Source organism: Pseudomonas sp. FBCC-B1565 (assembly GCF_059133265.1).
Genome location: NZ_CP101438.1, coordinates 1,933,025 through 1,954,337, shown reverse-complemented (window position 1 = coordinate 1,954,337; position 21,313 = coordinate 1,933,025). Strand labels below are relative to the sequence as shown.

Genomic DNA, 21,313 nt, shown 5'->3' with positions numbered 1-21,313 from the left:
CGAAACACAAAATGAATTGAAGGGAAAAGCCATGGCCTGGCAGCTGTCGAGCCGGGGTTCGACAGCTGCCAGGTCGGGCGCGCGATCAGATCCGCACATTACCCCGTGGCCCGGCAATCGCCCAGATGATCAGGCCCAGCACCGGCAGCAGCAGGATCAACAGGATCCACAACACCTTGGCGCCCGTGCTTGCGCCGCTTTTGAACACGTTGATGATCGCCCAGATATCCAGCGCGAGGATGATCAGCCCGATCAAGCTATTGAACGTGGAACCCATGGTGTCGCTCCTAAGTGAGGGCATGCCCTTGTAGGATAGTCAGCCCTGGCGGGGGTTCCGTTTTATTTCAGACGTGAACGGCGACTTTCAGCGCTTCCAGGGACGGTTCGCCCTTGATGCCCACTTCAGCGCACAGCTCCAGCACGCGCGGCAGGTCGTTGCCGTAGACCAGCACCGCCTGGATTTCGTCATCGAGCAACTGGCTGAAGTTGAGCAATACGTAGCCGCCATCCTCGGGGCTGAGGGCGCTCATCTGGATCTGGATGCGGTTGAGTGCGGTCAGGTCTTCGGTCTTGGCCAGTTGCTTGGGCTTGAGGTTGAACGCCACGCCGGGGCCGAACGACGCGACGATCTGCGCGAACAGGTCACCATAGGTGTCGGCCTGGAACAGTACGGTGTCCGGCAGGCTGCCGACCACCACCCACTCACCGAGTGGGATGGGGAAGGTGTCGTCGTAGTTGATATCCGGGTTGGCCGCCAGAAACGCGGCCGGGTCGGCGTAGGCCTGGGCTGCTTCATCGGCGATCCGCGCCACCTCGTCCTCGCCCATGACGCCGGCGCTGATTTTGCTGATGAGTTCGACGAGGGCGGTTTTCATGGAAATGATCCTGTAGCGGGCTGGCTTTTGAGGGCGCGTAGCCTACACCAGTTTCTGCAACTGCGCCGCCGTATCCACCGCGCCCATGGTCTGCGCGGCAGCCAGTGCGGTGGCGCCATTGGCGTCGGTGGCCTTGGGGTTGGCGCCCTGCCCCAGCAGGTAATCGACCATCGCCACGCGGTTGAACATCGCCGCCATCATCAACGCCGTACGGCCGTCGGAAGACGCGGCATCCACCGGCGCGCCCCCTTCGATCAGCGCCTTGACCACGTCCAGGTTGCCCTTGAACGCTGCACCAGCCATCGGCAGCTGATTCTTGTCGTTGGCGATCTGCGGATCGGCCTTGAACTCCAGCAGCACTTTTACCGCCTCGGCGTGGCCGTGGTAGGCCGCGAGCATCAGCAGGGTGTCGCCGTTATGGTTGCGAAAGTTGGCCGGCAAGCCTTTGGCCAGCAGCGCAGCGAGCATGGCGGCGTCGCCTTTACGGGCAACGTCGAAGACCTGTTCGGCAAATTCGGCAGCTTCGTCTTCGGTCATTTGTTTGGCTTGGTCTGACATGTGGGGCTCCTTGTCTGGTGCTTTATATGGCGCCCAGTGTCGCGAGGGAGTTCCCCGCTGTCATGGCTTTTTTGTCAAAAGCGGCCATAGGCAGAATCAATAGCGCTCCTTTAATAGCGGAAATGCCCACCCTGGATCTGCGCCAGCAACTGCCCGGTGACCGGCACATAACTGTCCGACCCCGGCAGCCAGGCATAGACCGGGTCATTGCCGGCCTTGTCCGGGTCGAAGGCTTCCTCCTTGAGCCGCACCTTCTGGTATTTGAAGGTGCCGGTGGTTTCCATCTTCACCTTGATCCGCAGGAACAACGGCACGGCATAGTGCGGCAACTGACCATGAGCGAACTGCAGCAACTCGCGCATGTCCAGGGCAGCCAGCGATTCGCTCGGGGTGATGGCGACCATACCGGCGCGGCCATTGGTGTTTTCGATTTCCACGCCATAGGCCACGACTTCAGCGATCTGCGGGTGTTGCAGCAGGATGTTTTCCACTTCGGTGGTCGAGACGTTTTCTCCCTTCCAGCGATAGGTATCGCCCAGGCGGTCGACAAACTGTGCATGGCCGAAGCCGATGCTGCGCACCAGGTCGCCGGTATTAAAGTAGCGGTCGCCCTTCTCGAACACATCCGTGAGGATCACCTTGCGGTTTTTCTCCGGGTCGGTGTAACCGTCATAGGGAGACTTTTCATCGATCCTGGCCAGCAACAAGCCCTGCCCGCCGGTCTTCACTTTGTGCATGAAGCCATCGCTGCCACGGATCGGCTCACCGCTGTCGTGGGCGTAGTCCACCAACGCCCAGTGCTGCAGGCAAAAGCCGACGGTGTTGTCGAAATTCAATATGTTGGTGAAACCGATATTGCCGTCGCTGGCGGCGTACAACTCGCAGACATGCTCCACGCCGTAACGCGCCTTGAACTGTGCCCACACACCGGGGCGCAGGCCATTGCCAACCATCTTGGTCACGCGGTGGTCACGGTCGTTTCCGGTGGCCGGCTGATCGAGCAGATAGCGGCACAATTCGCCGACATAACCGAGGGTGGTCGCTTTGAATTTGCGCGCATCCTCCCAGAACTGGCTGGCGCTGAACTTGCGCCGGATAGCGAACCCGGACGCGCCGACAATCGCCGAGCCCCAGCAGACGCAGAGGCCGGTGGCGTGATACAGCGGCAGGGTGCAATAAAGAACATCCTCCGGCCCCATGTCCAGCGCAATGCTGCCGAAGCTGACCGCGGTCTTGGTCCAGCGGCCATGTTTCATGATGCCGGCCTTGGGCAGCCCGGTGGTGCCGGAGGTATAGATATAGAAGCAGGGGTCGTTGAAGAAAATCTGCGCGGTACTCGGCGGGTTGTCCACCGGGCATCCGGCGCTGGCTGCCATCAGGTCACAGTAACCGTCGGGCAGCGCATTGACCTGCTGGTCCGCGACAAACCAGGTCCGTTCCACAGGAATGCTCACCTGCTCACGTACCGCGTCATAAGAAGCCACCAATTCTGCACCGGCCACAATCGCCACCGGGTTCACCAGGTTGAGGCTGTGCAGCAGCGCCGCCTGGGTTTGCGCGGTATTGAGCATCGCGCAGATGCCGCCCAGCTTGGCCACGGCCAGTACGCTCAGCAGCAACTCGGGACGGTTTTCAATAAAGATCGCCACTACGTCGCCCTTGCCGATGCCTTGGGCTTGCAGATGGTGGGCCATGCGGTTGGCCTGTTGGTTGGCTTCGCTGTAGCTGACTACGCGGTCGCCGTACAACAAGGCCGTGCCATGCGGGTTACGCAGGGTGGCTTGTTCAAAATGCCAGCCCAGGCCACAGGGCTGCGCGGGGTCGGTGACATTGGCGGCCCGCATGCCGCGCACCACGCGTGGCAAAGCGCGAACAATGGCCGGCACCTTCCGCAGCATCATGCCCCAGGTAATCATGTCGTTTTGCGCGTGGCTCATGGGAACATCCTTTTTCTTATTGTGCGTAAACCTTGCAGAAAAGTACGTCAGGCCCTCTTCGGCTGTACACGCAGGATTTGAAAAGTTTTGTATCCCGATAAGCGAGCGCTGAAAAAAGGAATTTAGCCAGGCAGAGGGAGTCTTTATGAGTAATGGCCTGCATGCTCGACCCTGCCAAGCAACGCAAAATGCAGGATGCATGATGGCCATTCATGCAAATTGCACGAATTCGAAAATTTAGAGTTTTTATAAACTATTGATTTATAACGATATTTATTTAAATCACTAGCTGGCACAATCACTGCACCTATCTCTCCATGCTTGCCAACTTGAGCCAACGGAGCTGATAGACATGAGCCTGATCCAAGATAAATTCGCTTCAGTATTCTCCAACTACGATGTCACCACCCAGCCTCGTCCAGATGGCGGCATCCTGCTGACCCTGCGCAACAGCGAGGGTAAACAGGTCAAGCGTTCGATCTCATACCAGCAATTGCACACTGCCGACCAGCTGACATGGGTTATCAGCGCCATTCGCCGCGACCTGGCAGAACAGGCCAGCGAGCTGCCGCAGATTTCGATGCTGCAAAGCCAGAACCGCTTTGCCTTGCCGACCTACCACTCGGCTTAAGCTCCAGATACCCAAAAGGGCCGCGACGCCTCTAGCGTCGCGGCCCTTTTTCATGGGTTCAACACAGCCCTTGTCGGCTGGCTTCGTTGACGGCCTGTACCCGATTGGTCACTTCCAGCTTGCAGTAGATATTGCGCAGGTGGAACTTCACGGTTGCTTCGGACGTGGCGCGTATCTGGCTGATCTCCCAGACGGTCTTGCCTTCCGAAGCCCAGCGCAGGATTTCCAACTCCGCCGGGGTCAGTGCCTTGCCCGCCAGGTTCAAACGTCGCCTGATTGCATTAGGCACTGAATACGGCGGTAGATACGATTCCTTGGGGCCGCTCATTAGATCCTCTCCTTTTTCCTGGCTCATGCCGCACCACCTTCGGATTCCTCCTATTGACAGGTGACATAAACATTGATGCCGCAGAGGGTTACATAACGAATGGTATTAAGGCGCAGGCCCGCGCATAAACATCCGGGCCTTACAGAAGTTTAAGTTTCTTCCCACAGCAACTTCCAACCTTCAGGGGTTGTAGTTTTTGATAGGTGGGGATTAGTCGTCGAGGCCGGGGAAACGACTGGCAATATCGTCCTCGGTGAACTCCGGTATACATTCTTCAGCCGTACTGCACAGGCGCAGCGTGACGAAGTGCGGGTTCTCACCCATATCAATCCAGTGCGCCATACCGGCCGGGATCACCAGCAGGTCGTTTTTCTCACAGCGCACGGCGTATACGTAATCGCCTATGTGCAGGGAAAACAGCCCCTGGCCAGCAATGATGAACCGCGCGGTATCTTCGCTGTAGCGGCGCTCAGCAAGAAAACCCGCACGCACTTCGGCCTTCTGGAGATGATCCTCCGTCACCTTGAGCACCCGCGCATCTGCGTAGCCCAAGGCCTGAATCTGCGCCTTGTACGCCGCAATCAATTGCGCATCTGTGGCCCCCTTCTCGATGGGGACAGGCTGCCAACGCTCAAAACGCACGCCGTGTTCGGCCAGGGTCGCAGCAATATCCTCGTAGTGGGTGAGGACCTTGTTCGGGGTGTCCGGTGAAGCAACGGAGTAGACGGCGACATAGCTCATTGAAGGGTTCCTTGGTTCTGCTCGTGCAATCGAAGACCGATGATAAGGGCGGCGGCCAGGGCCGCGACGCTCGCGATGCTGAACGTCAGGGTCGGCCCCAACAGGTTCCAGCTGTAGCCGGCATACAGCGCACCCAGCGCACCGCCGGTACCGGCCAGGGCGGCGTAGAGCGCCTGGCCCTGGCCTTGTTGCCGGTCACCAAAACTGCGTTGCACAAAGGCAATCGAGGCCGCATGAAAGCTGCCGAACGTGGCGGCGTGCATCACCTGCGCCAGCAACAGCACCCAGAAATACTCGGCAAACGACCCTAGCAGCAACCAGCGCAGCGCCGCCAACAGGAAACTCGCCAGCAGTACCCGACGTACCGAAAAGCGCGTGAGGATGCGGCTCATGCCGAGGAACATCAACACTTCCGCCACGACCCCCAGGGCCCACAGCATGCCGATCACACTGCGGCTGTAACCCAGGTGTTCCAGGTGCAGCGTCAGAAAGGTGTAATACGGACCGTGGCTCAGTTGCATCAATGCCACGCAGGCATAAAACGCCAGCACGCCGGGGCTGCGCAATTGCTTGAGGAAGCCGTCGCCCACCAGACGATTGCCGTGGGTGGTGGGCTGCGCATTCGGCACCCACAGGCTGGCGCCGATAATGCCCGCCATGATCACCACGACCACCACCGGGTAGATGTCCAGGCTCAGCCAGTCGAACAGGCGGCCCATGATCACCACGGTGAGGATAAACCCGATGGAACCCCACAGGCGGATCTGGCTGTAGCGCGCCGTCTGCTTTTGCAGGTGCGCAAGGGTGATCACTTCAAACTGCGGCAGTACCGCGTGCCAGAAGAACGCATGCAGCGCCATGACCAGGGCCAGCCAGGCGTAGGTGTGGCTGACGAAGATCAGCGAAAAACTCGCCAGGGTGCATACCGCGCCAAAACGCACGATGGCCAGGCGCCGGCCGGTGTAATCGCCCAGCCAGCCCCACAGGTTGGGCGCCACGCAGCGCATCAGCATGGGAATGGCCACCAGCTCGCCGATGCGCGCGCTGGAGAACCCCAGGTGATCGAAGTACAGCGCCAGGAACGGCGCAGTCGCCCCCAGGAGGGCGAAGTAGAACAGGTAGAAGCTGGAGAGGCGCCAGTATGGGAGAGATGAGGTCATGCTAGATGGGGCTGCTTCGCAGCCCAGCGCGAGCAAGCTCGCTCACCACAGTCACAGCTGGCCCAGCACCGGCGTACTCACGCGCACATCGGCGTTTTGCCCGCGATTGCGCAACAGGTGGTCCATCAACACGATGGCCATCATCGCTTCGGCGATCGGCGTGGCGCGGATGCCGACGCACGGGTCGTGGCGGCCTTTGGTGATCACATCCACCGGGTTGCCGTGCACATCGATGGAACGGCCCGGCGTGGTGATGCTCGACGTGGCCTTGAGCGCCAGGTGCGCCACGATCGGCTGGCCCGAGGAAATACCGCCGAGGATGCCGCCCGCGTTGTTGCTGAGGAAACCTTGCGGGGTCAGTTCGTCGCGGTGCTCGGTGCCACGCTGGGACACACAGGCAAAACCGGCGCCGATTTCAACGCCTTTGACCGCGTTGATGCTCATCAGCGCATGGGCGAGTTCCGCATCCAGGCGGTCGAAGATCGGTTCGCCCAGGCCCGGCTTCACGCCCTCGGCCACCACGGTGATCCTGGCGCCGACGGAATCCTGGTCGCGGCGCAACTGGTCCATATAGGCTTCCAGTTCCGGCACCTTGTCCGGGTCCGGGCTGAAGAAGGCGTTGTCCTCGACGCTGTCCCAGGTCTTGAACGGGATTTCAATCGGGCCCAGTTGGCTCATGTAGCCACGGATCACGATGCCCTGGGTGGCCAGGTATTTCTTGGCGATGGCACCGGCGGCCACACGCATGGCGGTTTCGCGGGCCGAACTGCGGCCGCCGCCACGGTAGTCGCGCTCGCCGTATTTGTGGTGGTAGGTGTAGTCGGCGTGAGCCGGGCGGAACAGGTCCTTGATCGCCGAGTAGTCCTTGGACTTCTGGTCGGTGTTGCGGATCAGCAGGCCGATGGAGCAGCCGGTGGTGCGGCCTTCGAACACCCCGGAGAGGATCTCGACTTCGTCGGGCTCCTGGCGCTGGGTGGTGTGGCGGCTGGTGCCGGGCTTGCGGCGGTCGAGGTCACGCTGCAGGTCTTCCAGGGACAGCTCGAGGCCTGGCGGGCAGCCGTCGACAATGGCGACCAACGCCGGGCCATGGCTTTCGCCCGCGGTGGTGACAGTGAACAGCTTGCCGAAGGTATTGCCGGACATGCAGGGCGCTCCGTGAAATCAGTTGAATCAAGTCAACCGTAATAACTTAAGGCGGCCAGTATACGCAGGCTAACCGAGTAGTTCATCCTCGAAACCTTACCGGTAGACCTTGGTCCAACCGGCACCTTCCTCATGATGGCGCGATGATGCTGCGAGTTCTGCTTTTGACCCTCACCCTGTTTTCCAGTGTTGGCTTCGCCGCCTCCCCTGTCGTGCTGCAAAGGCCCATCAGCCTGGACACCGGCAGTGGCGAGCTGTTTGGCTCACTCTTGTTGCCCAAATCCGATAAGCCAGTCCCGGTTGTACTGATCATCCCTGGCTCCGGCCCTACCGACCGCAACGGCAACAGTGCCGACGGCGCGCGCAACGACAGTCTCAAGCGCCTGGCCTGGGTGCTGGCGCGGCACAACATTGCCAGCGTGCGCTACGACAAGCGCGGCGTCGCGGCCAGCCTGGCGGCCACGCCGGATGAGCGCAACCTGACCCTGGATGCCTACGTGGCCGATGCCGTGGCCTGGGGCAAGCTGCTCAAGGCCGACACACGCCTGGGCCCGTTGATTGTGCTGGGTCACAGCGAAGGTGCCTTGGTCGCGGCTCTCGCCGCGCCGCAACTGGACCCGGCCGGCGTCATTTCGTTGTCCGGCAGCGCACGCCCGGTGGACCAGGTGATCCGCCAGCAGTTGGCCGATCACCTGCCCCCTGCCCTGTTGCTGCGCAGCAACGAGATCCTCGATCACCTCAAGGCCGGCCAGGTGGATGCTGATGTACCCGGCCCGCTGGAAGGCATTTTCCGCCCCAGTGTGCAGCCGTACCTGATCAGCCTGTTCCGTGCCGACCCTTCGGCCGCGTTCGCCCAGTTGCGCATGCCCGCGCTGATCATCCAGGGCACCAACGATATCCAGGTGGGTGTGGGCGACGCCCAGCAATTGAAAAAGGCCAAGCCCGACGCACAGCTGGCGGTGATCGAAGGCATGAACCACGTGATGCGCATCGTGCCCAACGACGTGAAGCAGCAATTGGCCTCGTACAACGATCCGCAACTGCCCCTTGCCGCCGAGCTGGGCAGCCGCGTCGTGCGCTTTATCGACGGACTTCAACCCCGTTAAGCGACAATTTGTCTCCAGTCCTGGGAAAAACGGCCGATAAGCCCTGGGTCGACAGCAAAAAGACTGTCGGCTCGCTGGGCTTGGACAGGATCGCGCCGCATGACAACCACTGAAGCAACACCGGAATCCACCGCCGATACCCCGGCTGAAAAAACCGAGGCCGTCGACGCGGCGCCCTTGCCGTGGGCGGAGGTCCAGGCCGAGCATTTCAAGATGCTGCGCCTGGCGCCCCTGGCCACCGACCGCGCCACCGGCGTGCGACCGTTGCGCTTCGTGCAGTTTGGCTACGCCGAGCGCAATGACAAACACCACAGCCTGCTGCGCATGGTGATCCAGCTGCCAGGGCAGCGCGTGCGCCGTGAGCAGAACCACCTGGACATCTGGGTCGACCACGACAAGCACCGCGTGCACTTCGGCCCGGGCAACAGCCTGGAAATCGAACCGGCCAACCGGGGTATCGGTCGCTTCCTGGTGGCCCAGGGCGCCGCGTGGGCGAAGAAGAAGTGGTCACACTACCGCGTCGACGGCGTCGACCTGGCCAACAAAGATGCGTTGAACGAGGCCACCCGCCTACGCCGTGATCACTTCCTGCGCATCCAGGGCTTTGATGTGGCCTACGCCGATGTGCAGCACCTCAAAGGTAATGTGCAGCCGGGCAAGGTCGGCGATGTGCTGGACAGTTGGAACACCGAGAAGGTGCAGTTCGTGGAGATTCTCGAAGCCGCGCAGATGCTGCAACAGGCCGAGCAGAACCTGGCGGAGCAGGAAGTGAAACTGCGCAAGGAAGAGGAAAAGGTCACCAAGTTCAAGCGTGAGGACAGCGGGTTGCGCTTTACCATCACCTGCCTGGTGGCGTTTACAGTGTTTCAGGCGGGGTTGTTGATCTGGATTGCTACACACCGCTAGGCGCCCTGTTTATTGGGCGCCCCGCGGGTAACGATTAAACTCGGGCGGCAAACACCGCCTGATGTTGACGGCATTGCTCAGCCGTCAACATGAACACCCCATGCCCACCGCGCTGGAAGTCCAGCCAGGCGAAGTCCACTTCCGGGTACAACGCCTCGACGTGCACCTGGCTGTTGCCCACTTCCACGATCAGCAAGCCCTTCTCGGTCAAGTGGTCTGCCGCTTCGGCCAGCATGCGCCGTACCAGGTTCAAGCCATCGTCACCACAGGCCAGGCCCAGCGCCGGTTCGTGTTGGTACTCATCCGGCATGTCGGCGAAATCTTCGGCATCCACATACGGCGGGTTCGACACGATCAGGTCAAAACGCTGGCCCGGCAGGCCGTCGAAACCGTCACCCTGCACGGTGTAGACGCGCTCATCGACGCCATGGCGCTCGATATTCTGGTTGGCCACTTCCAAGGCTTCGAAGGACAGGTCGCCCAGCACCACTTCGGCGTCCTGAAACTCGTAGGCGCAGGCAATACCGATGCAGCCGGAGCCGGTGCACAGGTCGAGGATGCGGGCGGGCGGCTGGGCCAGCCAGGGTTCGAAGCGGTTTTCGATCAGCTCGCCAATCGGCGAACGCGGGATCAGCACGCGCTCGTCGACAATGAACGACATGCCGCAGAACCACGCCTCATTCAATAGGTACGCGGTGGGTACGCGCTCATGGATGCGCCGATGCAGCAAACGTTGCACATGGGAGACTTCCTCTTCCTCCAGATTGCAGTCTAGATAACTGTCGGCAATTTCCCATGGCAGGTTCAAGGCGCCGAGCACTAATTGGCGGGCTTCGTCCCAGGCATTGTCGGTGCCATGCCCGAAAAACAGGTCTTCCCCATGGAAACGGCTGACAGCCCAACGAATATGGTCGCGCAACGTGCGCAGGCGGGATGTGATCACGGGGACAAGCTCCTGGAAAAAACGACTGGCGATTCTAACAGCCTTCACCTGTACCGACGATGTACGAAAACCTGCGCCCATCCGTCGGATTTCATCCAAATTGCCATCATTGCGTTAAACAGGCCCACCTCTTGACATGGCTGCACGTCAACAACGGCGTACCTTACGATGGTAGCGATTCACAGAACCGCTCAGCCAGTGGACAATGTCGCAAAAGCCCCCCTCACAGGAGCCCCAGAATGTCCGTTCCAAAGACGATGTTTCAACTCAGCGGTCGTGGTTACGCAGCAGCGAACCTCAGCCATGCGACCCTCGTGATCATCGACGCCCAGAAGGAATACCTCAGCGGCCCGCTCGCCCTCTCGGGCATGGACGCGGCCGTTGGTAACATCAAGCAACTGGTCGCCGCAGCGCGCAACGCCGGGCGCCCGATCGTCCATGTGCGTCACCTGGGCACCGTTGGCGGCTTGTTCGACCCTCAAGGCGAACGGGGTGAGTTCATCCCGGGCCTCGAGCCTGAGGGCGACGAAACCATCATCGGCAAACTGCTGCCCAGCGCATTTCACGGCACCGGCCTGGAAAAACACCTGCAGGACCTCGGTTCCCTGGATCTGATTGTCTGCGGTTTCATGAGCCACTCCAGCGTCAGCACCACCGTGCGTGCCGCCAAGAACCTGGGCTTTCGCTGCACCCTGGTGGAAGACGCCTGCGCCACCCGCGACCTGCCTTACAAAGGCGGCATCCTCAGCGCCGAGCACGTACAGCAGACCGAAATGGCCATCATGGCCGACAACTTCGCCACCCTGGCGTTGACCAAAGATCTGATCTGATCGACCTTCTGATGAGCGGTGCGGCAATGTTTATTGCCCCGCTCATCCGCAAAGCCTTTTCATTTGGCGCATTTACCCCTCGTCCCGGAACAACCTGTGTATTGTCCGGTCGAAGGGCCGATACCCTGGAGGAAAGGTCGGAATGAAGATATCCGATGGTTTTGATGCTCGTCGCTTGCGCCCCAAGGGCCCGAGCAACTGGCGTCTGCGCCTGGTGGCCGGCATCGCCGCGCTGCTGGCGATCGTAGGTCTGCTGTTGGCCGGCGCTGGTGGTGCCGGTCTGTCTGGTCACTCGCCGGCCCTTGGCGAGCTGAATGCCAGCCCTGGTGGCTCGGCTATCCTGCTGGGGATCGGGCTGCTGGTACTGTGGCTGGGCGTATGGTTGTGGCGGCGCAGCCGTCGGAAAATGCGCCAGCCGTTGTCGCTTAATATCGCTTCGCACCTGATGAAAAAACACGACTGATGGCGCTTGGATAGCGTTTCCTGCGCCCCGGCCGCCGCGATTTAGGTAAACTGCCCGCCCTTCGCGGAGGCTGACATGCAAGACGACGATTTTTCCCTGTTCAAAAACGAGCTGCGCGGCGTCAAGCCGATCAAGCACGACCGCGCCGACACCGGCAAACCCAAGGCCGACCGCGCGCAGATCGCCAAGCTGCGCCAGGCCGCGACCGTGCGAACCGATGCCACCACCGTGGACGGCCTGTCGGACCAGTTCGTGATCGACGTCGGCCCCGAAGACGAGCTGATGTGGGCCCGCGACGGTGTGCAGGAAAGCCAGATGCGCAAGCTCAAGATCGGCCAGATCCCGTTCGAAGGCAGCCTCGACCTGCACGGCATGACCGTGGAAAAAGCCCGGGAGACCCTGTGGGCCTTTCTCGCCGAAGCCACCAAGTTCGAAATCCGCTGCGTGCGCGTCACCCATGGCAAGGCCGTGCGGCTGGACGGCAAGCGGCCGATGATCAAGAGCCACGTCAACACCTGGCTGCGCCAGCATGCCCAGGTACTCGGCTTTACCTCGTGCCAGGCTCGTCACGGCGGCGCGGGGGCGGTGTATGTGATGCTCAAGCGGACCATGATGGAAGGGCGCGACGAATAACAAGTGCCATCGTCAGGCTTGCAGCGATGTGCCCGCCACCGTAACCTTGCGCTTTGCGAAAATCCCACAGGTAGTTTCATGTCCCTGGAACAGAATTACACCGCGATCCTCGGCCAACTCGGCGAGGACGTTTCCCGCGAGGGCCTGCTCGACACGCCAAAGCGTGCCGCCAAGGCGATGCAGTACCTCTGCCGCGGCTATGAGCAGACACTGGAAGAAGTCACCAACGGTGCCTTGTTCAGCTCCGACAACAGCGAAATGGTGCTGGTCAAGGACATCGAGTTGTACTCGCTGTGCGAACACCACCTGCTGCCGTTCATCGGCAAGGCCCATGTCGCGTATATCCCGAGCGGCAAAGTGCTGGGCCTGTCCAAGGTCGCGCGGATTGTCGACATGTATGCGCGCCGCCTGCAGATCCAGGAGAACCTCAGCCGCCAGATCGCCGATGCGGTGATGCAAGTCACCGGCGCCCTGGGCGTGGCCGTGGTGATCGAGGCCAAGCACATGTGCATGATGATGCGTGGCGTGGAGAAACAGAATTCTTCGATGATCACTTCGGTGATGCTGGGTGAGTTCCGCGAAAACGCGGCGACCCGCAGCGAATTCCTCAGCCTGATCAAGTAACAGGCTGCGTAGGAAAAGACCGGCGCTCATCGCCGGTTTTTTTTCGCCCGCAGAATTCAGGTAAGCTGCCGCCCCTCAGTTATGGGCAAGAGGTTTACACCATGTTGGTCAAAGCACTTCGAGTCGGCCTCGGCCAGATCATCATCGCGGGCGACTTCCTGACCCGTCCCCGCAAAAAACAGCGCCCCGCCGAACAGCAGGCGCAGGTGAATGCAGCGGCCAAGGAACTGACCCTGTATCAGTTCCACGCCTGCCCGTTCTGCGTGAAGACCCGTCGCACCCTGCGCCGCCTGAATGTGCCGGTGGCGTTGAAGGACGCGAAGAACAACGCGCAGGACCGCCAGACCCTGCTGGAGCAAGGCGGCAAGATCAAAGTGCCGTGCCTGCGTATTGAAGAGAATGGCCAGACCACCTGGATGTATGACTCCAAGGTGATCATCGACTACCTCGACAAGCGTTTCGCTGCGGTCTGACAGACACTGGATAACCAATGTGGGAGTGGGCTTGCCCACTCCCACATTTAGTTCAGTATTGGCAAATCAATGTCCAGCAGCGCGGAGCCCAGGCACTTGCCATGGGCATCCAGCGCCAGCGAGCGGGTGACACCACCACGCAGAATGCCCGGCAGAACGAAGTTCAGTGCCTGCACATTCGCCAGCTCATAGCGCCGCACCGGTGCGGCGCCTGGCTCCAGTTGGTCGACAAAGAACGCGGCCACGCGCTCAACCGTCAGCTGTGCGCAGAGCAATGGGTAATCCTCGGCACGATAGGCAATGATCGAAATGTTCGACGTGTCGCCCTTATCCCCGGTACGGGAATGGGCCAGTGTGTGCAGCTTCATGCTTCGATCCTCGGTTTGACCGCATCACGCGGCAGCAGCAACGACGCCACCGCCACCACCTGCCGCACGCTCTTGCTCGCGCCGCCGCCACCAGACGGGCCGTTGGTGTAAAGGGTTTCCACTTCGTTGCCGACGCGCACCGCTTCGCTGCGCTCTTCACAACGAGCCGCCACGCGCAGGCGCACTTCCCAGGGCTCCACCGTGCTGCGCGGGCCGTGCAGCGAGTCCATGCCGATCAATTCGGCACGCACGTCCTGCATCTTCACCCCCATCAACTCAAGGCGCTTGAGCACGACATCCCGCGCCAGCTGTGCCCGAGCGACAGCACCAGGGCCACCGTAGGACATCTGCCCTTCACCGATCCATCCGTCCAGATAGCCAACACTCACCTTCAACTGTGCGGGACGCGAGCGCCCCCCAGCACCTTGGGCACGAACGCGATCCGCGCCCTCCTCGACAAAGCCCACCTGGGAAAAGTCGGCTGTAACATCCGGCGTCAGATAGGCCGCAGGGTCATGCACTTCGTAGATCAGTTGCTCGGTGCAGGTGGCACAGCTGACCCGACCACCGGAGCCGGTGACCTTGGTGATCACGGCTTCACCGTCGGCATCAATCTCGGCCAGCGGGAAACCCAGGCGCGCCAGGTCATCCACATCCTTGAAACCCGGATCGGCAAAATACCCACCGCTGACTTGCCCGGCACATTCGAGCAGATGCCCCACCAAGGTGCCGCGCCCCAGGCGCAGCCAATCGTCCGCTGCCCAGCCGAACTCAAACATCTGCGGTGCCAGGAACAGCGAGGGGTCGGCCACGCGCCCGGTGATCACCACGTCCGCATCGACGTGTAATGCCTGCAGAATGCCGTCGACGCCCAGGTAGGCATTCGCTGAGATCAACCGTTCACCCAAAGAGCCGACGGTCTGGCCGTTATCCAGCAAAAACTCGGGCTGCAACATCGTCAACACGTCGTCGCCCACCACAGCGAGTACCTTGAGATCCAGGCCCAACTCAACAGCAATTCGCCGCACTTCGGCCGCCGCCGAGACTGGATTGGCCGCGCCCATATTGGTGATCACCCGCAGGCGACGGCGCCCGGTCTGCACACCCACAAACGGCAGCACCCGGCGCATGCGCTCACTCAACAGCGGATCGTAACCGCCTTGCGGATCGCTGATACGCGCCTGTTGCGCCAAAGCGATGGTGCGTTCAGCCAGGCATTCGAATACCAGGTAATCCAGGTCGCCGTGTTCGGCCAACTCGACCGCAGGTTCGATACGGTCGCCGGAATAGCCGGCACCGGAACCGATGCGCAAGGTTTTCATCTCAAATCACTCCCAGGAGCAACGCGGTCAGGGTCATCAACACCGACGCGGCAAACAGAAACGGAATGGTGAAGCGCTGGTGATCGGCCAGTTCGATCTTGCACAGGCCCACCAACAGGAAGGTCGCAGGGGTCAGTGGGCTGACCGGGAAACCGGTGGTGTGCACCCCCAGCAACGAGGCCTGGGCCACTTGCAGCGGGTCGACGCCCAGGGCCTTGCCGACTTCAGCGATCACCGGCATCACGCCGAAATAGTAGGAATCGGGGTCGAACAGCATGCTTAACGGCATGGAAATAAAACCCACCACCGCCGGAATCAACTTGCCGTGACCCGCCGGAATCTGCGCCACCGCCACTTCGGCGATGGCCTTGAGCATGCCGGTGCCTTGCATGATCCCGGTGAACACCCCGGCGGCCAACAGGATACTGGCCATGGTCAGGGCGGTCTTGGCATGGGCATCGATGCGGGCACGCTGGGCATCCACGTTCGGGTAGTTGATGCACAACGCCACTACGGTGCCGAGCATGAACATCACCACCGGGTCGACCCAGCCGGCAATCATCACCACCATCACCAGCACGGTGAGGATCAGGTTGACCCAGAACAGGCGCGGGCGACGCAGCTTGATGTCGTCGTCGCTGAGCACCCGTTGCGGCACCGCATCCACCGTGGAGCCGGCGCCGAGACCCAGGCGTTTTTCTTCGCGACGGCCCAGCCACCAGGCACAGGCAAACACGAAGATCAGGCCGACGATCTGCACCGGGATCAGCGGCTGGAACAGGTCCGCCACCGGCACGTGCAGGGCCGCTGACGAGCGCAGCACCGGCCCGGTCCACGGCAGGAAGTTGACACCGGCGGCCATCGCACAGACGCAGGCGAGGATGCGTTTATCGATGCCCAGCCGCGTATACAGCGGCAACATCGCCGGCACCGTCACCAGGAACGTCACCGCGCCGGAGCCGTCCAGGTGCACCAACAGCGCAAGGGTCGCGGTGCCTACAACAATGCGTGTAGGACGCGTCCCTACCGTGCGCAGGATGCGATCAATAATGGGGTCAAGCATGCCGGCATCGGTCATGATCCCGAAAAACAGAATCGCAAAGACGAACATGCCGACCACGGGGGCGACGTTCTTGATCCCGGTGATGATGAAGGCGCTGGTTTGCAGGCCGAACCCGCCGAGCAGTGCGGCAATGATCGGCAAGGCGATCAGGGCCACCAGCGGCGAGAGACGTTTGCTCATGACGGCAGCGAGCAGGCACAGGATGGTGATGACACCCAGGGTAGCGAGCATGGGTTACTCCAGAGCGGCCTTTTTGGCCGGTTATTGTTTTCCCTGGAGTATTGGAAGCAGGTTAGTCTTTGTAAATTGGAATATTCACCAGCTAGTGTTCGGAAAAACAAAATGAAGAACAGTATCCAACACATTCAGGCGTTTCTGGCGGTGGCACGTACTGGCAGTTTCACCAAGGCGGCCAATGAGCTGCATCTGTCGCCTTCTGCACTGACGGTGCAGGTGCAACAACTGGAAGACTGGCTCGGCGTCGCCTTGCTCGACCGCAGCCCGCGCCACGTCAGCATCACCGCCGCTGGCCAGGATGCGCGCGGGCCGATGGAAAAACTGCTGCTGGACCTGGACAACATTGTCAGCGGGTCCCGCGACCTGGCGGCGTTGCGCCGAGGCGTGGTGACCATCGCCGCCCTGCCCTCGGTCTGTGCCGGCAGCCTGCCGCCGGTGCTGCGCCTGTTTCGCGAGCGCTTTGCCGGAATCGAAGTGCGCCTGCATGACCTGGTCGCCCATCGCATTCATGCCCAGGTGCGTTCCGGTGAGGTGGATTTCGGCATTGGCGTGCGCGCACGGCTCAGCCATGGGCTGGAATTCGTGCCGGTGCTGAACGATCGCCTGTGTGCGTTCGTACCGGTGGATCACCCCCTCACCCGCCATCGCAAACTGACCCTGGAACAACTGGCGGACCAGCCGATCATCCTCACTGGCCGCGACAGCAGCGTGCGTGAGCAAGTGGATGCACTGTTCGATGAGACACGCCTGACGATGAACGCGGGCATGGAAGCCAACTACATGTCGACGGTGCTGGCACTGGTGCGCCAGGGGTTGGGGATCAGTGTGCTGCCGGAATCGGCGGCGGACAGCCTGGCGGGGTTGAAACGCATCCCCATCGATCATCCCGGGGTGAACCGCGAGATCGGGTTGATCAGTCGCAGCGGGATGGGCCTAAGCCCTGCTGCACAGCGTTGTTTCGACTTGCTGAACGAACAACTGAATGTGGGAGGGGCTTGCCCCCGATAGCAGAGTGTCAATCACACATAAGTTGACTGATACACCGCAATCGGGGGCAAGCCCCCTCCCACACGTTTAACCGAGCATAGGCACATGCTTGGGATGGCTGGCCACACGCTGCAACCACGCCTGCACCGCCGGATAAGCCTCCAGCTCAAAACCACCCTCATTCGCCACATGGGTATAGGCATACAAGGCCACATCCGCGATGGAGAACTGCTCGCCCACCAGGTACGGCGTCAACTGCAGTTGGCGTTCCATGACCTTGAGCGCCTTGTAACCGCCTTTGTGCAGCTTCTTGTATTCCTCCAGGCGGTCTTCGGGCAGGCCCAGGTAAAACTGGATAAACCGCGCCACCGCAATGTACGGCTCATGGCTGTACTGCTCGAAGAACTGCCACTGCAACACCTGGGTGCGCAGACGCGGTTCGCTGGGCAGGAACTCGCTGCCATCGGCGAGGAAGTTGAGGATCGCGTTGGATTCCCACAGGCAGGTGCCGTCTTCCAGCTCCAGCACGGGGATCTTGCCGTTGGGGTTCTTCGCCAGGAACTCGGCGGTCTGGGTGTCACCCTTGAGGATGTCCACATCGATCCATTGGTAGGGAATGCCCAGCAGGCTGAGCATCAATTTGACCTTGTAGCAGTTGCCCGACTTGTAATCGCCATAAACCTTGTACATGGGGCTCCCCTTATGCCGCTTGCGCGTGCTGTGCTTGACGGACCACCGCGGCCAGGCGCTTGAGACCTTCATCCAAACGGGCCGGGTCGATATGGCTGAAATTGAGCCGCAACGAGCCAAGATGTTGGTCCGGCTCGGAAAAGAACGGTTCACCGGGCATGAACGCAACGTTCTGGTCGAGCGCTTGAGCCAACAAGGTGCGGGTGTCGAGCGGCTGTTTCAAGGTCAGCCAGAAGAATAATCCGCCCTGGGGCACCTGCCAGTCGGCCAGCTCGGCGAATTGACGCTCCAGCGCCGACTGGAAGGCATCGCGGCGCTCGCGATAAAAGCTGCGCAGTTGCGCCAGGTGCTGCTGGTATTTTTCCGTGCCGATCCACTGCATCGCCTGCCATTGGCCGACGCGGTTGGTGTGCAGGTCCGCCGATTGCTTGAGCTTGAGCAGGTGCGGGAACAGGTCCGGGCTGGCGATCAGATAGCCCACGCGCAGGCCCGGCAACAGGGTCTTGGACACGGTGCCGGTGTAGATCCAGCTGGCTTTTTTCAGGCGCCCGACGATGGGTTTGGCGCTGCCGCCGTCGAAGGTCAGTTCGCGGTAGGGTTCGTCTTCGATCAGGGTCACGCCGAATTCGTCGAGCAAGGCGGCGACGGCTTCGCGCTTGGCCTCGCTGTAGCGCACGGCCGAGGGGTTCTGGAACGTTGGGATCAAGTAGATGAAGGCCGGGCGATGGCGCTCAAGATTGGCACGCAACGCGTTCAGGTCCGGACCATCGGCTTCCAGTTGCACGGTGAGGCAATCGGCGCCGAACAGTTGGAAGATCTGCAACGCGGCCAGGTAGGTAGGCCCTTCCAACAGGATCTGCGTGCCCTTGTCGATGTACAGCTTGGCCGCCAGGTCCAGGGTTTGTTGGGAACCGCTGACCACCAACACCTGGCTGGCCTGGCACGGTACACCCAGGGCACGCGCCTCGGCGGCGAGCAGTTCGCGCAGCTGCGGTTCGCCTTCGCTCATGCCGTATTGGCCGATGTTCAGCGGCATGTCGTCCCAGTTCAAGGCAGGCAACATGGCTTCGGCCGGCAGGCCTCCGGCGAACGACATCACTTCCGGACGCTGGGCCGCCGCGAGGATTTCACGGATCAGGGAGCTTTTGAGGCGCGTAACACGTTCAGAGAAGGCCATGGGGTCACCGGTAGCGAAGACTGTGGGAAATACGTCAAACTGGTTGACCGAAATTACGACGACTCGCACGGATACGTCAATATGCTTGACCTTAAAAACCCCACCGCCCAGCAGGCCGCCATGGAAGCGTTCTTCTTCGGCTACCAAGCGTTTACCGCCAAGGCCGACGAAATGCTCGAGCGCCGTGGGCTGAGCCGGGTGCACCAGCGCATTGTGTTTTTCATCGCGCGCTACCCGGCGTTGAGCGTGAAGGAACTGCTGGAGTTGCTCGGTGTGAGCAAGCAGGCATTGAACATCCCGCTGCGGCAATTGCAGGAGATGCACCTGGTCAACAGCGTCGCGTCCGAGACAGACAAGCGCAAACGCCTGCTGGAGTTGACCGAAGAAGGCCTGCGTTTCGAACAGTCACTGCGCCGCGAACAGGTGAAATTGCTGCAACGTGCCTTCAGTGACGCGGGCGAAGACGCGGTAGTTGGATGGCTGGCGGTGAATCAGGCGCTCGCCAATCAACCCTGATGCGGTGGTGACGCTCCTGGGGCCGCTACGCGCCCCAACGCGGGGCAAGCCCGCTCACCACGCAATCGTATGGTTGCCTTTCATCTATTTCGTGCAGCAAATAGAAAACATTATTTGCTTTATTTGTATACAAAAGCATAATTCGCTTCGTGCGAGTTCCTGACCTATTGGTCAACAAACCCGCCAGTACCTCTCAGCGCTTCGGCGCTGACCATAACAATAAAATGCTTGAGGAGTACTCGCTGTGGATAGCCGCAAATCCGAAGCCTCGACGCTGGACCTTGCCCCCTCACCGAACGGCTGGCTGGAACGCCTGTTCAAACTGCGCTTGCATGGCACCACAGTGAAGACCGAGCTGATCGCCGGCCTCACCACCTTCATCACCATGGCCTACATCATCTTCGTCAACCCCAACATCATGGCCGACGCGGGCATCGATCACGGTGCGGCGTTCGTCGCCACCTGCATCGCCGCCGCACTCGGTTGCCTGTTGATGGGCTTGTACGCCAACTGGCCGGTGGGCCTGGCGCCGGGCATGGGTTTGAATGCGTTTTTCACCTACACCGTGGTCGGCACCATGGGCTACACCTGGCAGACCGCGCTCGGCGCCGTGTTTATCTCCGGCGTGCTGTTCATGTTCCTGACTCTGTCGCGGGTACGTGAATGGCTGCTCAACAGCATCCCCGTGAGCCTGCGCCACGCCATGGGCGCCGGCGTCGGCCTGTTCCTCGGGGTGATCGGCCTGAAGACCGCCGGCATCATCGTCGAAAGCCCGGCGACCTTGATCAAGCTCGGTTCGCTGCATGAGCCGGCGCCATTGCTGGCGGCGGTGTGCTTCCTGCTGATCGCCATCCTCAGCTACCACCGCGTGTTCGGCGCCATCCTGATCAGCATCATCGCTGTGACACTGGCCGGCTGGGGCCTGGGGCTGGTGCACTACAACGGCTTTATCTCCACACCGCCAAGCCTGGCGCCGACCTGGATGGCGATGGATGTGACAGGTGTATTCAATGTCAGCATGATCAGCGTGGTATTTGCTTTTCTTTTTGTACACATGTTCGACACCGCAGGTACACTGATGGGCGTCGCGCAACGGGCCGGGTTGGTCAATGCCGATGGCAAGATCGACAACCTGTCCCGCGCATTGAAGGCCGACAGTGCCTCCAGCGTGTTCGGTGCCATGGTCGGTGTGCCGCCGGTGACCAGCTACGTGGAAAGTGCTGCGGGCGTGGCCGCAGGTGGCCGTACCGGGTTGACCGCCGTGACCGTCGGCGTGCTGTTTGTGGCCGCGATGTTTTTTGCACCGCTGGCCGGGATGATTCCAGCCTATGCCACCGCGGGTGCGCTGATTTACGTGGCAATGCTGATGATGGCGAGCATGGCCCATATCAATTGGGATGAAGCCACCGACAGCATCCCGGCGATTGTCACCGCGATCATGATGCCGCTGACATTCTCGGTCGCCGATGGGATTGCCCTGGGGTTTATCACCTACGTGGCGCTCAAGGCCGGTACGGGCAAGTACCGCGAGATTTCCGTCAGCCTGTGGGTGCTGTGCGCGATTTTCATCGCGAAATTCATATTTCTATAAGAGGTGTTAGG

General features: G+C 61.1%; 25 protein-coding genes. 11 read left to right on the top strand and 14 right to left on the bottom strand.

Features of this window, described 5'->3' with window-relative positions; genetic code table 11:
• Window positions 1–85: 85 nt before the first annotated feature.
• The 4 genes from NL123_RS09295 to NL123_RS09280 form a co-directional block, all read right to left on the bottom strand.
• Window positions 86–277, bottom strand: a complete 192-nt coding sequence (locus tag NL123_RS09295; RefSeq protein ID WP_003192770.1) for a PLDc N-terminal domain-containing protein — start codon at window positions 275–277, stop codon at window positions 86–88.
• Window positions 278–344: 67 nt separating this feature from the next.
• Window positions 345–875: a hypothetical protein gene (locus NL123_RS09290; protein ID WP_071492765.1), complete on the bottom strand. Its 531-nt coding sequence runs from the start codon at window positions 873–875 to the stop codon at window positions 345–347.
• A 42-nt stretch (window positions 876–917) separates the two neighbouring features.
• A complete protein-coding gene (locus tag NL123_RS09285) occupies window positions 918–1,433 on the bottom strand; it encodes an ankyrin repeat domain-containing protein (RefSeq protein WP_494357615.1) in 516 nt (171 codons plus the stop codon).
• Between the two features lie 110 nt (window positions 1,434–1,543).
• Window positions 1,544–3,370, bottom strand: a complete 1,827-nt coding sequence (locus tag NL123_RS09280) for a long-chain-acyl-CoA synthetase (RefSeq protein WP_494357614.1) — start codon at window positions 3,368–3,370, stop codon at window positions 1,544–1,546.
• Between the two features lie 352 nt (window positions 3,371–3,722).
• On the opposite strand from NL123_RS09280, the gene NL123_RS09275 reads away from it, so the two are divergent.
• The gene (locus NL123_RS09275) at window positions 3,723–4,001 is read left to right on the top strand and encodes a DUF3509 domain-containing protein (protein WP_003172952.1); all 279 of its coding nucleotides are present in this window, start codon (window positions 3,723–3,725) and stop codon (window positions 3,999–4,001) included.
• A 58-nt stretch (window positions 4,002–4,059) separates the two neighbouring features.
• Here NL123_RS09275 and NL123_RS09270 read toward each other — a convergent pair whose 3' ends face one another.
• From NL123_RS09270 to aroC, 4 genes are all read right to left on the bottom strand, one after another.
• Window positions 4,060–4,329 carry a response regulator transcription factor gene (locus tag NL123_RS09270; protein ID WP_058424620.1) on the bottom strand — a complete coding sequence of 90 codons (270 nt, stop codon included), beginning with the start codon at window positions 4,327–4,329 and terminating at the stop codon, window positions 4,060–4,062.
• A gap of 210 nt (window positions 4,330–4,539) precedes the next feature.
• A complete protein-coding gene (locus tag NL123_RS09265; RefSeq protein WP_494357613.1) occupies window positions 4,540–5,070 on the bottom strand; it encodes an acireductone dioxygenase in 531 nt (176 codons plus the stop codon).
• Window positions 5,067–6,230, bottom strand: coding sequence for an MFS transporter (locus tag NL123_RS09260; RefSeq protein ID WP_494357612.1), 1,164 nt, complete (start codon window positions 6,228–6,230; stop codon window positions 5,067–5,069). Before NL123_RS09260 ends, NL123_RS09265 begins: the two co-directional genes overlap by 4 nt.
• A gap of 51 nt (window positions 6,231–6,281) precedes the next feature.
• Window positions 6,282–7,373 (bottom strand): chorismate synthase, encoded by a 1,092-nt coding sequence (gene aroC, locus NL123_RS09255; RefSeq protein ID WP_179040850.1) that lies wholly within the window; start codon window positions 7,371–7,373, stop codon window positions 6,282–6,284.
• Between the two features lie 143 nt (window positions 7,374–7,516).
• On the opposite strand from aroC, the gene NL123_RS09250 reads away from it, so the two are divergent.
• A complete protein-coding gene (locus tag NL123_RS09250) occupies window positions 7,517–8,479 on the top strand; it encodes an alpha/beta hydrolase (protein WP_248483305.1) in 963 nt (320 codons plus the stop codon).
• A gap of 99 nt (window positions 8,480–8,578) precedes the next feature.
• Window positions 8,579–9,385 carry a hypothetical protein gene (locus NL123_RS09245; protein WP_248483307.1) on the top strand — a complete coding sequence of 269 codons (807 nt, stop codon included), beginning with the start codon at window positions 8,579–8,581 and terminating at the stop codon, window positions 9,383–9,385.
• Between the two features lie 34 nt (window positions 9,386–9,419).
• Here NL123_RS09245 and prmB read toward each other — a convergent pair whose 3' ends face one another.
• A complete protein-coding gene (prmB, locus tag NL123_RS09240) occupies window positions 9,420–10,328 on the bottom strand; it encodes a 50S ribosomal protein L3 N(5)-glutamine methyltransferase (protein ID WP_248483309.1) in 909 nt (302 codons plus the stop codon).
• Window positions 10,329–10,567: 239 nt separating this feature from the next.
• Between prmB and NL123_RS09235 the strand changes: the two genes are divergently transcribed.
• From NL123_RS09235 to NL123_RS09215, 5 genes are all read left to right on the top strand, one after another.
• Complete coding sequence (locus tag NL123_RS09235; protein WP_025855010.1) at window positions 10,568–11,158, top strand: cysteine hydrolase family protein; 591 nt, start codon at window positions 10,568–10,570, stop codon at window positions 11,156–11,158.
• A 142-nt stretch (window positions 11,159–11,300) separates the two neighbouring features.
• Window positions 11,301–11,621, top strand: a complete 321-nt coding sequence (locus tag NL123_RS09230) for a hypothetical protein (RefSeq protein WP_058424627.1) — start codon at window positions 11,301–11,303, stop codon at window positions 11,619–11,621.
• A 75-nt stretch (window positions 11,622–11,696) separates the two neighbouring features.
• Window positions 11,697–12,254: a Smr/MutS family protein gene (locus NL123_RS09225; protein WP_058424628.1), complete on the top strand. Its 558-nt coding sequence runs from the start codon at window positions 11,697–11,699 to the stop codon at window positions 12,252–12,254.
• A 78-nt stretch (window positions 12,255–12,332) separates the two neighbouring features.
• Window positions 12,333–12,878, top strand: coding sequence for a GTP cyclohydrolase I FolE (folE, locus tag NL123_RS09220; protein WP_003442011.1), 546 nt, complete (start codon window positions 12,333–12,335; stop codon window positions 12,876–12,878).
• Between the two features lie 101 nt (window positions 12,879–12,979).
• The gene (locus tag NL123_RS09215; protein ID WP_248483311.1) at window positions 12,980–13,351 is read left to right on the top strand and encodes a glutathione S-transferase N-terminal domain-containing protein; all 372 of its coding nucleotides are present in this window, start codon (window positions 12,980–12,982) and stop codon (window positions 13,349–13,351) included.
• A 47-nt stretch (window positions 13,352–13,398) separates the two neighbouring features.
• Here the strand turns inward: NL123_RS09215 and NL123_RS09210 are convergent, their stop codons facing one another.
• From NL123_RS09210 to NL123_RS09200, 3 genes are read right to left on the bottom strand one after another with little or no spacing between them, the layout of a single operon-like run.
• The gene (locus tag NL123_RS09210) at window positions 13,399–13,719 is read right to left on the bottom strand and encodes an AtuA-related protein (protein ID WP_494357611.1); all 321 of its coding nucleotides are present in this window, start codon (window positions 13,717–13,719) and stop codon (window positions 13,399–13,401) included.
• Window positions 13,716–15,041 carry an acyclic terpene utilization AtuA family protein gene (locus tag NL123_RS09205; protein WP_248483315.1) on the bottom strand — a complete coding sequence of 442 codons (1,326 nt, stop codon included), beginning with the start codon at window positions 15,039–15,041 and terminating at the stop codon, window positions 13,716–13,718. The genes NL123_RS09210 and NL123_RS09205 overlap by 4 nt, the downstream gene beginning before the upstream one ends.
• Before the next feature lies 1 nt (window position 15,042).
• Complete coding sequence (locus NL123_RS09200) at window positions 15,043–16,335, bottom strand: CitMHS family transporter (RefSeq protein WP_016976366.1); 1,293 nt, start codon at window positions 16,333–16,335, stop codon at window positions 15,043–15,045.
• A gap of 111 nt (window positions 16,336–16,446) precedes the next feature.
• Between NL123_RS09200 and NL123_RS09195 the strand changes: the two genes are divergently transcribed.
• Window positions 16,447–17,349 (top strand): LysR family transcriptional regulator, encoded by a 903-nt coding sequence (locus NL123_RS09195; protein ID WP_494357610.1) that lies wholly within the window; start codon window positions 16,447–16,449, stop codon window positions 17,347–17,349.
• 66 nt (window positions 17,350–17,415) lie between these two features.
• Here the strand turns inward: NL123_RS09195 and NL123_RS09190 are convergent, their stop codons facing one another.
• Both NL123_RS09190 and NL123_RS09185 read right to left on the bottom strand, forming a co-directional pair.
• Window positions 17,416–18,018, bottom strand: coding sequence for a glutathione S-transferase family protein (locus tag NL123_RS09190; protein ID WP_248483319.1), 603 nt, complete (start codon window positions 18,016–18,018; stop codon window positions 17,416–17,418).
• A 10-nt stretch (window positions 18,019–18,028) separates the two neighbouring features.
• Window positions 18,029–19,195, bottom strand: a complete 1,167-nt coding sequence (locus NL123_RS09185; protein ID WP_494357609.1) for an aminotransferase-like domain-containing protein — start codon at window positions 19,193–19,195, stop codon at window positions 18,029–18,031.
• Window positions 19,196–19,276: 81 nt separating this feature from the next.
• Between NL123_RS09185 and NL123_RS09180 the strand changes: the two genes are divergently transcribed.
• Both NL123_RS09180 and NL123_RS09175 read left to right on the top strand, forming a co-directional pair.
• On the top strand, window positions 19,277–19,711 hold the full coding sequence (locus tag NL123_RS09180) for a MarR family winged helix-turn-helix transcriptional regulator (RefSeq protein WP_071492751.1): 435 nt from the start codon (window positions 19,277–19,279) through the stop codon (window positions 19,709–19,711).
• A gap of 244 nt (window positions 19,712–19,955) precedes the next feature.
• Window positions 19,956–21,302 carry an NCS2 family permease gene (locus NL123_RS09175; protein WP_494357608.1) on the top strand — a complete coding sequence of 449 codons (1,347 nt, stop codon included), beginning with the start codon at window positions 19,956–19,958 and terminating at the stop codon, window positions 21,300–21,302.
• Window positions 21,303–21,313: the final 11 nt, after the last annotated feature.

Coding starts and splice junctions, on each gene's coding strand:
- NL123_RS09295 (WP_003192770.1), bottom strand. CDS start 277: ATGGGTTCCACGTTCAATAGCTTGATCGGGCTGATCATCCTCGCGCTG.
- NL123_RS09290 (WP_071492765.1), bottom strand. CDS start 875: ATGAAAACCGCCCTCGTCGAACTCATCAGCAAAATCAGCGCCGGCGTC.
- NL123_RS09285 (WP_494357615.1), bottom strand. CDS start 1,433: ATGTCAGACCAAGCCAAACAAATGACCGAAGACGAAGCTGCCGAATTT.
- NL123_RS09280 (WP_494357614.1), bottom strand. CDS start 3,370: ATGAGCCACGCGCAAAACGACATGATTACCTGGGGCATGATGCTGCGG.
- NL123_RS09275 (WP_003172952.1), top strand. CDS start 3,723: ATGAGCCTGATCCAAGATAAATTCGCTTCAGTATTCTCCAACTACGAT.
- NL123_RS09270 (WP_058424620.1), bottom strand. CDS start 4,329: ATGAGCGGCCCCAAGGAATCGTATCTACCGCCGTATTCAGTGCCTAAT.
- NL123_RS09265 (WP_494357613.1), bottom strand. CDS start 5,070: ATGAGCTATGTCGCCGTCTACTCCGTTGCTTCACCGGACACCCCGAAC.
- NL123_RS09260 (WP_494357612.1), bottom strand. CDS start 6,230: ATGACCTCATCTCTCCCATACTGGCGCCTCTCCAGCTTCTACCTGTTC.
- aroC (WP_179040850.1), bottom strand. CDS start 7,373: ATGTCCGGCAATACCTTCGGCAAGCTGTTCACTGTCACCACCGCGGGC.
- NL123_RS09250 (WP_248483305.1), top strand. CDS start 7,517: ATGATGCTGCGAGTTCTGCTTTTGACCCTCACCCTGTTTTCCAGTGTT.
- NL123_RS09245 (WP_248483307.1), top strand. CDS start 8,579: ATGACAACCACTGAAGCAACACCGGAATCCACCGCCGATACCCCGGCT.
- NL123_RS09235 (WP_025855010.1), top strand. CDS start 10,568: ATGTCCGTTCCAAAGACGATGTTTCAACTCAGCGGTCGTGGTTACGCA.
- NL123_RS09230 (WP_058424627.1), top strand. CDS start 11,301: ATGAAGATATCCGATGGTTTTGATGCTCGTCGCTTGCGCCCCAAGGGC.
- NL123_RS09225 (WP_058424628.1), top strand. CDS start 11,697: ATGCAAGACGACGATTTTTCCCTGTTCAAAAACGAGCTGCGCGGCGTC.
- folE (WP_003442011.1), top strand. CDS start 12,333: ATGTCCCTGGAACAGAATTACACCGCGATCCTCGGCCAACTCGGCGAG.
- NL123_RS09215 (WP_248483311.1), top strand. CDS start 12,980: ATGTTGGTCAAAGCACTTCGAGTCGGCCTCGGCCAGATCATCATCGCG.
- NL123_RS09210 (WP_494357611.1), bottom strand. CDS start 13,719: ATGAAGCTGCACACACTGGCCCATTCCCGTACCGGGGATAAGGGCGAC.
- NL123_RS09205 (WP_248483315.1), bottom strand. CDS start 15,041: ATGAAAACCTTGCGCATCGGTTCCGGTGCCGGCTATTCCGGCGACCGT.
- NL123_RS09200 (WP_016976366.1), bottom strand. CDS start 16,335: ATGCTCGCTACCCTGGGTGTCATCACCATCCTGTGCCTGCTCGCTGCC.
- NL123_RS09195 (WP_494357610.1), top strand. CDS start 16,447: ATGAAGAACAGTATCCAACACATTCAGGCGTTTCTGGCGGTGGCACGT.
- NL123_RS09190 (WP_248483319.1), bottom strand. CDS start 18,018: ATGTACAAGGTTTATGGCGATTACAAGTCGGGCAACTGCTACAAGGTC.
- NL123_RS09185 (WP_494357609.1), bottom strand. CDS start 19,195: ATGGCCTTCTCTGAACGTGTTACGCGCCTCAAAAGCTCCCTGATCCGT.
- NL123_RS09180 (WP_071492751.1), top strand. CDS start 19,277: ATGCTTGACCTTAAAAACCCCACCGCCCAGCAGGCCGCCATGGAAGCG.